Genomic DNA, 11904 nt, shown 5'->3' on the forward strand with positions numbered 1-11904 from the left:
TCAACATTGACTATTGCATAGAGAATGTTGACGGACAGCTTGTTGTTATAAAGTAAACTTCATTTGGACTTTACAATTCTGCATTTTGCCATCCATATTGTTTGGAGGGCAAATGTAATATGCACCTGTCGGAAATCTGGCATAGCAAGAAAAACGACTGTCGCTTATCCCGAACTCAGGTTAACAGCTCTTTCTTTGAATAAATAGAAAAGTCTCTCTTCATTTGTTTTGCAGCGGTTCAAGATGAGTTGATGATTACTCCAACCTGTAAAAAAGAGAACACTTGGAATTTGTGCCAATTCTGTTGGCACAAATTCTTTAGGCATTATTTGTGCCATTTCAAATGGCACAAATCCTGTTGCGGCTGATGGCAATTCCATTTTTGTGAACTGAGCCAATTTTGTGCTTTGCATTAGCTCTTTAAATGATTCTGAACACATTAGAGTTTTCTTTTAAAAATACCATTCTTACCCGTTGGCGGAATTAATTTAAGTTGGTCGATATGAGCAAAAGTTGCCCATATCGCTGATTCTTAGTAAAACGAGAATTTCTGAAAAACTGTCAGATTGTCTGGTTTTTTGTCGTAATATTCTGGCAATCAGACAGTTGACTGTCAGACAATTGTCAGCCTATTGTCTGGATGGTTTGCTGAAGAAAAGAGAATTGTCAGATGAAAAGAATTATCAGATGAAAGGAATTCAGACGACAGGAATTGTATGCGTTGGCAGAATCCTGAAAACAGGAATATGGGTGTTACAACATTAGCTTATTGGGCAGACGCCTTACAGCAAATCTGCCCAACAGGGGCAAGCACGTTGCCCATGATGGGCAAGCACGTTGCCCCACTTGGGCAAGCACGTTGCCCATTTTAACACAAACTGACATTAGGATTAAGTATGCACTAATCTAATTCCGCCAACGGGCATTCTTATAAAGTTGAACAGGTTGTTTTCCCAAGTCCCATCGTATGTCAATCGGTCGCTATAGCGTTGGTCGCCTATCAAATTGGATTTATCAATGTAGTCCATTCGCAGATTGTCGAAACGCTCACGGACTGGCAATCCTTTGCCAAACATTAAGAGTCCAGCCATAGTCAGTCCTTCTTTTCCAGTCCTTCGGTCTCGTGTATAACCTCCAAAGTTCGTTAGAAACTCCTTATGTTCTGCCGAGTTCCATTGATGCTCTGGATGCAAGTTCTGAAACATCTGACGGAAGCGTTCCAATGTTGCGATGTCAATGTCGTCCATTGTGTAGTATTCCAACAACAATCCATCATTGCCGGCTTCATTGGCATCACGGAGCATCATTTTCAGCTCTTGCTCCGTACAAAGATAGTCGCCTTCATGGTTGCGTTTGAAAGTTCCTCTTGACAAATTGTTGTTGATATAGACAGGACGGACTGTATAATCGGCACGAAATTGTGTTGGCAAAAACTCGGCAATTTTATAAAAGCAAAAATCCTAACTGCTCATATTCAAGCAGTTAGGATTCTGTATGGTGCGCCTGATAGGACTCGAACCTACACGTCGCGAGACACCAGATCCTAAGTCTGGCGCGTCTACCAATTTCGCCACAAGCGCAATTTTGCGGTGCAAAGGTACGGAATGTTTTCCACCTGACAAAATTTATTGCGCTATTTATTTTAGAGTCAAAGACATTACGACGTCTAATACACTAAACAGACATTACACCGTCTGATACACTAACAGAGATACACCGTCTGATGGATAAACAGACATTACACCATCTGATGGATAAACAGACATTACGGCATCTGATACACTAACGGAGATTATGCCGTTCAGTCATGGCGACTTGCATGGACATCATGCGGATAGGGAGCTGTGAGCTACCCTATCCCGGCATGATGCAGACAAAAAGAAAAAGAAGCGGGACTAATAGTCCCAAAGGAGACCGGAGTTCTCCTTGCTCAATTCGTCACTTCCACCATTGCCGCCCGGTGGAGGGGCGATTGGCGTGTTGGGGTCTACTTTGCTTTCTCCACCTGTCTTTGACAGTTGTTGCATCACGCCCTCGATATTACATTTCACAAGCGTGGTCTGTGGGGTGATATATGTTTTCTTGTTCATTGTTACATTTATTATTAGTTTCTACAAGCTGTAAGAACTTGACTGCGATAAGTTGTCAGAACTTGCTGCTACAAGTATTCAGAACTTGTTACTTCAAGTTATCCAGAAACTTGTTTGCTACAAGTATTCTGGAGCTTGCTTACTTCACTACTTTCTTTCCGTTAACCACATACACGCCGCCGGGCAATGCCTGGAACTGTCGGTATGAGGTTGCCACAACCTGTCCGTTGAGGTTATACACCTTACCGTCTGCTGCGGTGACGCTGTCTGCCGGCATGTCGCCGTCGATCAAGATACCGTCGATTGCCGAAGTCTCGTCGGTTGTCACATTGCTACCCATGCCCACGGTGAGTTTCTTTGCCTCAGACACTCCGTTGGTGCCGATATTCTTGAGATAACCACGGAAGCCCTTCAGCGTGCCCGGGTCGCCGACGAAATTCTTGAACGAACCGTCTTTGTTGCTGATGAAGCAGTCGCCCTCCTTCACCGTCAGGTCGTTGCTGTAGCTCGCCATCCATACATATCCGTTGCCCTTGCACCATTCTGCCGGCTGAGTGTTCTCTATCGTCACGTAAGGATAGCCTTCCACCTCAGCAGTATTGATAGAGGCGACATCCTTTGTCGGTTTGATGAGGAACGGTTTGCCCGCCACGATATTGTTGTAGGCATGGCGCACGAAAATAGCCTTCGTTCCTTCCACACGGTCGAAATACAGAATCTGCGTTCCGTTAGTATTCTCCCTGTCGTAAGTCTTTCCGAAAATGGCATCCACCTGCTGCTTGTTCAGACTGAACGGCAACACGCATGTTGTCCACACGCCAGCCTTCATTGCGCGGTTCACCTTCGCGATGGAGAGTTCGCCAGCCTTGGTCAGTTCGATGGTGTTTGTCTCACCGTCATTGAATTCATAGTTCGTTACCGGCTGTCCCTTAGCCTCATCAAATGAGAATCCATAGAAACCGAGTTTCGAACCATAGTTATATATATAATATGTTTTACCGGCCTTCACATCGAAAGTGTAAGTCACCGCTGCATCCACCAGCACCGACCATCCGTGAGAACCCATCACATTGTCGTCGGCACCATTGTTCGGTGTGGCATTTTCGCCCCACGTTGCCTTGTTGTCGATATTGCTCTCATACACGTTGTTCTGGAATCCAGCTTCTGTCATCACAAAGGATGTCATGCCGCGGAAATGCTTCATAACTTCCTCCACTTTAGGAGAAGGATTGCTCTCCTTTCCGCCACCCGTTGTGGCAGGACCGGTTGCCAGTCCAGTGATGTTACAAGGATAGTTTGTTATATCGTATGGATTTGCCAGTTTGTCGGTAGCCTTCTTGTCTGCCACGGTGAGTTTGCCTCCTGTAGCACTGATTGTCGCCTCAGAAGCCACCACCTTTCCCGCCTCGTCCAACACGAACACACGGCGCTGCGGACGATAGGCGTAGACACCACCCGACTTGTCGAACACTCCGTTCTGGAACACGCTGACGCTGACCTTACCGTTGGTCTTCGGTTCCACCGTGAGATATGCTCCCGAGCATGGCACATAGAACATCGGATCTACCGTGCCGCCCTTTACCTTCTGCAGTTTTCCGTCATACCACTGAGTCTCGCTTGGCAACGGACAAGCACCGTCTTCCTGACGAGCATTCTGACATGTGAGACCGGGGAGATAATAGTCGAAGCCCTTGATAACCCAGGTTGCCTTAGAAGAGTCATCAGCCCATTTGTTTTTATCGCCATAGGTGAGTCCCTCTTTCGACACGGGAGCCGTGTCGCGGTCGGTGAAGCTCCATCCGCCGAGAGTCACGGCGAGGGTCTTGTTCTGATTGAATAATGGTGTCATCGGACTGTATGTCACTCCCGATTTAGGAGCCTTCACGCGATATTTCGCAGGGTCGTCAACAGAAACGAGGAGATACTTGAACACATCCTCAAAACTGTCTCCGCTCACTCTCAGCTGTATCTTCAACTTGTCGCCAGCGCTCACGCCTTCAATCTTGCCCGTTGTGGCATCCACCTTACAAACGTCGGGTGCGAAGGATGTCCACTCCATAGTGTATTTGCTCTTGTCGATTGCCGTACCCTGTGCATCAGTAACGCTTACGGCTGGAGCATCCACCACTTCGCCAACATAGATTGTCTTGTCGGCAGAAGGATTGAGAGTGACCTTAGGAACCTTATAACCATCGCTCACGTCAACGGTGAATGTCACAGCATCCGGAGCGTCATACTCATCAGCATAGTTGAACTCATCGTCTTTGCCTTGATTTATGACTTTAGGAGTGGCGCTGACCGTTATAGTGTATGTGCCTGCCGTGCTGAAGGTGCATGTCATCGTGTTATTCGAGTTTGTCAGCTTTAACGAAGGAGAGCAAGAGTATTTCACATCAAAATATCCGCTCACGTTCTCTCCTCCATAATTGAGAGGCACCTCGATAGTCTTCTTCGTACCCGTTTTCACCTTGATGGTAGCGCCCTTGTATGCAGGCATGAACACGGGCTTCATCTTGCCCTTCCTCACGGTGAACGTGAAGTTCTCTGTTGCTTCGGTATATTGTCCGGCAAGCTCAGCCGACGGTGTAGCCGTAACGGTGACGTTGGTGACGCCTTCAGTATAATTGGACTTGCTTCCTGCCGCCGTGAACACTCCGTTTTCATTGATGGTCACGTTATCGTTGTCGGTAGAGAAAGACAGTTTATAGTCTGTGTCGAGAGTAAGCAGTTTGTCGCCAATGCCATACACTTTCACTTCCGGCTGCTTTGTCACTTCGTCGGTGACATTCATCTCCACGTCTTCCACTGCAATAACAAGCTGAGAGGTCGTCGGAGTAGTGGTCTTGCGGGTGATGGTGATAGACTTGCCTTTTCCTCTCCAGAAATAAATCACGGTCTTTCCAATCAAATCACTATTCTCTGGAATAGTATAACCAGTAGCATTCACCTCCGGTGCATCTGTAGTTTTAGTATCAGCCGAGGTAACATAGAAGGGAGAACCACAATCCGGCGCTGCGATTACATCTCCTTTGGCAAGTGGCTTGTCGAGAGTGACTTTCATATATGACTTGCTGCTGCCATTAAGCTTCACGCCTTCAGTCTTGGAAATCATAACAGTTGCCGAACTCTTACCATTATATAATTCTGCGCTTCCTCCAGTTTTATCTGCATTGCCGTCCAGAGATTGGGTAGCTCCACTAGCTACGCTGACATCACTTGCAGCCGTGGTCACCATCGAAAACAATGTCGTCTCCACTGTTTCGCCACCTCCAGTATTTTTCTCTTTGAAATTAGCCGTCACGTTGGCGTCGGCATTGAGGGAACTAATGGTATACACATTGCCGTCGGCTGCACCACCGGTTGCTGTCCAGCTGTCAAACACATATCCAGTATTTGCCTTAGCGGTGAAGATCAGCTTGGTGCCCTCCTCCACCTGTGTTCCGGAGGTCACCACATTGCCGGCGCCATCCTTGATTTCCACCGTCCCGTTTTCTGCCGTAGCAGTGACGGTGAATTTCTGCTTGTCAGCAGAAGAGTTGGAATTAACCTTGATATTCGTCGCACTCGTCTGTATGCTCGTGTTGTCCACTGTAGCCTTGCAGTAATAGTTGCCTGTGGTTTGAGGAATGAACTGAGCCTCTGTGGCTCCCTTTACGGCAGCATCAGTATTGGCGTCATACCACTGGTATGTCGCATTGGCTGCATCCGTGCCACACACCTCCACTTTGGGAGCCGTAGCGCCCGACTGCGTCAGGTCGTAAGCTGGCTTCAGGTCATAAGAGAAGAGAATCTGAGCACTACCGTCCTGATTCTGATAAGCGCGCTCATATTCTGTTGCCGCCATGATGAAACCGCCGAGCACCTTGCCCTCGGTGAGGTTGTCTTCCTTGGTCACAATTTTTGTATCCGTGCCAAGAATATAGTAAATCTTCGAACCGTCACGATAGTGGCTACCACCCAATCCCGCAGAACGGGAGCTACTCCATATATTTATAGTACCGTCAGCCTTTGGAGCGACAAAATTGTTCACGATTCCTTCAAATGCCTTTTTGGCGGCTTCCTTGTATGTGTCTCCGAGCAATCCCAAGCGGACAGCCTTGAAAAGGGCTGCAGAGAAAATTGCTGTAGCGGATGTCTCTATATAATTATTGTAAGAGGTATCCCAACTATAGCTGGAATTATAATTGCTTGCCTTATAATTACCGTTCTCGTCCATCACCTGATACCAACCGCCAGTTGTCTTGTCTTGCCACTTGACGATGCCAGCGGCAAAGAAATCAAGATGATTCTTCAGGGTTTTATAGTTATCGGTATTCTCCTGATTGTCGTTCTTCATTGCCTCAAGAGCGTCAACCAAGGCAAAGAAATACCACGAATTAGCACGCCCCCAGAAAGCGGCAGAGTGATAAACAGGAGCATCGGCACTGTTGCTGATACCAGCCCATGTATCATTGGTCTTTGTTGAAGCCTTAGCATCGCCCGTTGCGCTGAAAGCGTGATACATAAGTTGTTTATTGGAATCCCAACACTGGTTCCATACGATATTGAGCTGCTTGGCAACCATATTCCAATCAGCCTCCTTGCTCCCGAAGATATTCTTGCTGTCACCCAAATAGCCTGTAAGCTGTGCCAGCGTTGCACTACCCATATATGCGCCATCGAGCCACATCTGGTCAACATAGTCTGACGACTTGTGGAACCAGCCACCGAACATCTGCTTCTGTGCATCACTTGCATTTCCTTCGTTTAGAGTAGATTTCGAACCGCCGATAGAGTATTTAGTATTATAATTCTTCATATCATTGGCAAGATTGGCAAGAGCGGTGTTCGCTTTTGTGACCACGTTGTCACTCTTCAGACTGCTCGAAAGAATAGGGAAATACATCTTGACGGCATTCATAGCGTCAAGTGTCGGCTTCGAATCATTTGAATATGTCACTTCTGCAGCAAATGCCTGTGCAGAATAGAACCATGGCTTCGACCAGTCGAAACCTGCGTAATAATCCGCCGCCTCGAGTGTTGCCTTTGCCACAAGACCGGCAACGTAATCAAAGCTTTTGTCAATGTTGCCTTTTTTGTCGTTCTTCCACTGCACCGTCGACTTCTTTGTGTTATTGGCGTCATAAACATCAAACCCAAATAACTTCGTGTTGCCATAGAAGTCATGCAGACGTGAGTTTATCGCCCACTGCGAATACCTCACCCCCGGATTGAACTTCACGCCGTCGCCGTCGCCCGCCGCCTTTGCCACCACTGTGGCGAAAAGCATAGCGAAGAGAGGGACGATACGCAGAATCCATCCAGACAGGGCATGTCCTTTCTGCGACACGGATATGCCGCAGCCAAAAGATTGCTCTTCTTTCTTCATAAACAGATAACTGAATTTTGTTTGTAAATTAATTTTTATATACTTCTTAGTAGTCTGAATGAGGAGTCTTCTCTTTCCTCATCAGTAAAATATCGAAATTGTCTTCGTACCAAATTGTGCTGGCAAAGGTAAAGAAAAAAAATGACTAATCGAATAGTGTGATGTTAAAAAACGATGAATATATATGAAAAATGGATTACCGTTGAGGGATTCCAAGCCTGACCATTTGCCACAGTCAGGCTTTCAGTTTCAGTAAAACAAATAAAAAAAGGGTAAGCTATTCCGCCACCACACGTATCGTCATCGTGGTGGGATCGAAGCGGATGCCGCACTTGTCGATAAACCGCGACAGGGTGCCGTCGGCGGCGAGGGCGGCGGTAGGTCCGGTGATGAGCCGCTCATGAGTCATCACCCACAGGTCGTCGGCAATCTGCAGGGCCAGTTCGAGGTCGTGTGTGGAGAGGAGTATCGTCTTGCCGTTGTCATGACACAGCGAACGGAGCATCTGCAGAGTCTCCACCTTGCTGCCATAGTCGAGAAAAGCCGTAGGCTCGTCGAGAAACACCACGCTGGTCTGCTGCGCCAGCGCCTTCGCCGTCATCATCTTCTGTCGCTCACCGTCGCTCAGTGTGCCAGCCATGCGTCCGGCAAGATGCTCTATGCCCACCATACGCAGGCTCTCGCCCACTATGCGCCTGTCGTCGTCGCTAAGGCGTCCGAAAAATCCCGTGTACGGGCTGCGCCCCATGGCAGCCATCTGAAACACGGTGAGGTTCTGCACCTGCGGCCGCTCCGTGAGCACCACTCCGATGAGCCTCGCCAGTTCCTGACGGGTGAACGAGTCAATCTCTCTCTCGCCGAGCATTATCTCTCCGCCGAGCTTAGGCTGGAAGGCGGAGATGGTGCGCAGCAGGGTGGACTTTCCCACTCCGTTGTCGCCAATAAGACAAGTGAGGCGACCGGGATGCAGGGCAGCTTCAATACCCTGCATCACCACTCGCCTGTTTGTCGTCTTGCCATATCCGATCGTGAGATCGGAAAGTCGCAATATGTCTTTCATTTCAATTCCTTTTCAGAATCAGTTGTTTCTGCAAGCAGGCGCGCCCATTACTTCACGTCGCCCACCTTGATGAGATATTCGGCAATCTGAACAGCGTTCAGTGCGGCACCCTTGCGAATCTGGTCGCCGGTGAGCCACAGCGTGTTGCCGTTGTCGTCGGCAAGATCCTTGCGCACACGGCCCACATACACATCGTCGTGGCCGGCACTCTCCAGAGGCATCGGATATACATAGTTCTGAGGGTCGTCTTCGAGGGTTACTCCCGGCGCTGCCTTCAGTGCCTGGCGGATTTCCTCCACGGTGAGCGGACGCTCCGTCTCGAACCACACGCTCTCTGAATGTGAGCGCAATGACGACACGCGCACACAGGTAGCACTCGTGCGTACATCGGAGTGCATTATCTTGCGTGTCTCGTTATACATCTTCATCTCCTCCTTGGTATAGTCGTTGGGAGTCATCTTGTCTATCTGCGGAATCACGTTATAGGCAAGCTGATGAGGGAATTTCTCCACGTGTGTGGTGCTGCCCGTCTCCAGGATGTCCCTGTATTGCTGCTCCAGCTCCGCCATGGCAGCCGCTCCTGCTCCCGAAGCGCTCTGGTATGAGGCGATGTGTATCTTTCTGATGTGACTCAGCTTGTCGATGGGGTTCAGCACCACCACCATCATTATCGTGGTGCAGTTGGGGTTGGCGATAATGCCGCGCGGACGCTTCAGGGCATCCTCGGCATTCACTTCAGGCACAACCAGAGGCACGTCGTCGCACATGCGGAAGGCACTGGAATTGTCGATCATCACGCAACCGTATTTCGTTATGGTGCCGGCAAACTCTTCTGATGTGCTGCCGCCGGCCGAGGTGAAGGCGATGTCGATATCCTTGAAGTCATCGTTGTGCTGAAGAAGCTTCACCTCATATTCCTTGCCCTTGAAGGTGTATTTTCTGCCTGCCGAACGCTCAGAACCGAACAACACGAGGTCGTCCATAGGGAAATCTCTCTCAGCAAGGATACGCAGGAACTCCTGCCCCACGGCACCGCTTGCGCCTACTATTGCTACTTTCATATCTACTTTTTAATTTGATTTGTGTTTAATAATCGCACGTTTATCTTAATTATTATTGCAAAATTACAACTTTCGATGTACATCTCGCCAATTCTAACATTTTTTTTGCACCTTTGCATTAAATTTAGTGCATTATGATACCGGATACTTTCAATTACCTGCCTATTACAGACCCGACGATGATTTTCTTCGTCGTGCTCTTCATAATCCTCGCGGCACCTATCGTGATGGGGAAACTGCGCATTCCGCACATCGTGGGAATGGTGCTCGCAGGTGTGGTAGTGGGCAAATACGGTCTGAACATTCTGGAGCGCGACAGCAGCTTCGAACTGTTCGGGAAGGTAGGACTTTACTATATCATGTTTCTCGCCGGACTGGAGATGGACATCGAGGGACTGAAGAGCAACGGCAAGAAGGTGGCGCTGTTCGGACTGCTCACCTTCCTGCTGCCTTTCGCACTGACCTACTGGGCGAGCAGCTCGCTGCTCAACTATAACCCCACGGCAACGCTGCTCATCAGCAGCATCATGGCATCAAACACGCTCATCGCCTACCCTATCGTATGCAAATACGGACTGCAACGTCATGTCAGCGTGACACTGTGTGTGGGGGCTTCGATGATAGCCCTGACGCTGGCGCTGGTGGTGCTGGCAGCCATAGTGGGCTCGTTCGGCAGCGGCGCCGGAGTGGGATTCTGGTGCCTGTTCCTGCTGAAGATATTCCTGTTTGTGGCAGGCGGACTGATGCTGCTGCCGAGGATGGCACGATGGTTTCTGAGGCGGTATTCGGATGCCGTGGCGCAGTATATCTTCGTGATGGCGCTGATGTTCCTCAGTGCGGCGGTATCGGGGTTCATCGGACTGGAAGGCGTGTTCGGAGCGTTCTTCGCCGGACTGATTCTGAACCGCTACATACCCCACGTGTCACCGCTGATGAACAGACTGGAGTTCACGGGCAATGCGCTCTTCATACCATATTTCCTCATCGGAGTGGGAATGCTGATAAACGTGAGGGTGCTGTTCACGGGATGGCACACTGTTTTCGTGATATTCTGCATCATATTCTTCGGCACGCTGGGCAAAGGACTGGCGGCATACGTCATGAAGGGCGTGTTCAGGATGCCATGGTCTAACGGCAACATGATGTTCGGACTCACATCGTCGCATGCCGCCGGATCTATCGCCATCGTGATGGTGGGAATGAAACTGCAGACCACACCGGGCGAATATCTCGTTGACTCCGACATGCTCAACGCCGTGGTGATAATGATTCTCTTCACGTGTGTCTTCGGATCGATGATGACCGACAACGCCTCGCAGAAGATAACGCTGACCGAGGGACTGGCGTCTGAAAGCGAAGGGAAGAACGACGACGAGAAGATTCTCGTGCCGCTGAGATCGGGCGGACAGATAGAGACGCTGATGAGCATGGCGCTCATGATGCACAACAACAAGCTGAACCGCGGACTGATAGGTCTCAACGTGGTGTATGACGACGAGAACAGCCAGAAATTCCAGGCGCTCGGAAAGCGCACACTGGAGGAAGCGGCGAAGATGGCAAGTGCCGTAGACGTGAGGATGCTCACGCAGAGCCGGCTCGCAACAAACATCACAAACGGCATCATACACGCCTTCAAGGAGTATGACGCATCGGAAATAATAATGGGACTGCACGAGAAGAAGACCGACGGCGACAAGTTCTGGGGGATATTCACACCAGACCTCGTGAACCAGCTGAACAGGCAGATTATACTATGCCGGTGCAACAGGCCGCTGAACACGCTGAGGAGGATTCTTGTGGCGGTGCCGTCGAGAGTGGAGTTCGAACAGGGTTTCTACCGCTGGATAGAGAGGCTGGCGAGACTGGCTGAAAACCTCAGCTGCCGGATAATATTCCACGGAAGGATAGAATCGACATCGCTCATCAATGAATATATACGCAACCAGCACCCGGGAGTGAGGGCAGAATATGTATTGATGGAACACTGGAAGGAATTCACACAGCTGGCGCAGCAGATGAGCAGCGACCACATGCTCGTGGTGATTTCGGCAAGACAGGGCACGGTGTCATACAAACCGGTGTTCGAACGGCTGCCGCTGGAGCTATACCGACACTACCACGAGCATAACCTGATGGTGGTGTTCCCCGACCAGAACGGACAGTCGCCTGAGGACATGACATTCACGGCGCCACAGCATCACTCCGTTGACAGCGCTTACTCTTCGATAGTAAACTGGGTGATGAAGAAGATAGACAAAGGACGCTCCGACGCATCATGACAAGCCACGGGAGGAAACGGAAGACAACAATAAACCGACAATTATA

General features: G+C 49.5%; 7 protein-coding genes and 1 tRNA gene. 1 reads left to right on the top strand and 7 read right to left on the bottom strand.

The genetic code is table 11. The features are described 5' to 3' along the window. Positions 1–164: 164 nt before the first annotated feature. From ST42_RS11345 to ST42_RS11375, 7 genes are all read right to left on the bottom strand, one after another. Positions 165–413, bottom strand: coding sequence for a hypothetical protein (locus ST42_RS11345; protein WP_156139357.1), 249 nt, complete (start codon positions 411–413; stop codon positions 165–167). Positions 414–890: 477 nt separating this feature from the next. Further along, positions 891–1430, bottom strand: a complete 540-nt coding sequence (locus tag ST42_RS11350) for a hypothetical protein (RefSeq protein WP_231557034.1) — start codon at positions 1428–1430, stop codon at positions 891–893. Positions 1431–1495: 65 nt separating this feature from the next. Beyond that, a tRNA-Leu gene (locus ST42_RS11355) sits at positions 1496–1580 on the bottom strand. Between the two features lie 315 nt (positions 1581–1895). Further along, complete coding sequence (locus ST42_RS11360; RefSeq protein ID WP_044073586.1) at positions 1896–2090, bottom strand: hypothetical protein; 195 nt, start codon at positions 2088–2090, stop codon at positions 1896–1898. Positions 2091–2229: 139 nt separating this feature from the next. Beyond that, positions 2230–7458, bottom strand: coding sequence for a glycoside hydrolase family 88 protein (locus ST42_RS11365; protein WP_044073587.1), 5229 nt, complete (start codon positions 7456–7458; stop codon positions 2230–2232). 277 nt (positions 7459–7735) lie between these two features. Further along, complete coding sequence (locus tag ST42_RS11370) at positions 7736–8518, bottom strand: ABC transporter ATP-binding protein (protein ID WP_044073588.1); 783 nt, start codon at positions 8516–8518, stop codon at positions 7736–7738. 47 nt (positions 8519–8565) lie between these two features. Further along, on the bottom strand, positions 8566–9579 hold the full coding sequence (locus ST42_RS11375; RefSeq protein ID WP_044073589.1) for an aspartate-semialdehyde dehydrogenase: 1014 nt from the start codon (positions 9577–9579) through the stop codon (positions 8566–8568). 134 nt (positions 9580–9713) lie between these two features. On the opposite strand from ST42_RS11375, the gene ST42_RS11380 reads away from it, so the two are divergent. Beyond that, complete coding sequence (locus ST42_RS11380) at positions 9714–11858, top strand: cation:proton antiporter (protein ID WP_044073590.1); 2145 nt, start codon at positions 9714–9716, stop codon at positions 11856–11858. Positions 11859–11904 lie beyond the last annotated feature (46 nt).

The sequence above is a fragment of the Prevotella pectinovora genome (assembly GCF_000834015.1).
In the GTDB taxonomy this organism is placed as follows: Bacteria; Bacteroidota; Bacteroidia; order Bacteroidales; family Bacteroidaceae; genus Prevotella; species Prevotella pectinovora.

What these genes read in the sequence shown, in the direction of transcription:
- ST42_RS11345 (WP_156139357.1), bottom strand. Translation starts at nt 413, where the DNA reads ATGCAAAGCACAAAATTGGCTCAGTTCACAAAAATGGAATTGCCATCA.
- ST42_RS11360 (WP_044073586.1), bottom strand. Translation starts at nt 2,090, where the DNA reads ATGAACAAGAAAACATATATCACCCCACAGACCACGCTTGTGAAATGT.
- ST42_RS11365 (WP_044073587.1), bottom strand. Translation starts at nt 7,458, where the DNA reads ATGAAGAAAGAAGAGCAATCTTTTGGCTGCGGCATATCCGTGTCGCAG.
- ST42_RS11370 (WP_044073588.1), bottom strand. Translation starts at nt 8,518, where the DNA reads ATGAAAGACATATTGCGACTTTCCGATCTCACGATCGGATATGGCAAG.
- ST42_RS11375 (WP_044073589.1), bottom strand. Translation starts at nt 9,579, where the DNA reads ATGAAAGTAGCAATAGTAGGCGCAAGCGGTGCCGTGGGGCAGGAGTTC.
- ST42_RS11380 (WP_044073590.1), top strand. Translation starts at nt 9,714, where the DNA reads ATGATACCGGATACTTTCAATTACCTGCCTATTACAGACCCGACGATG.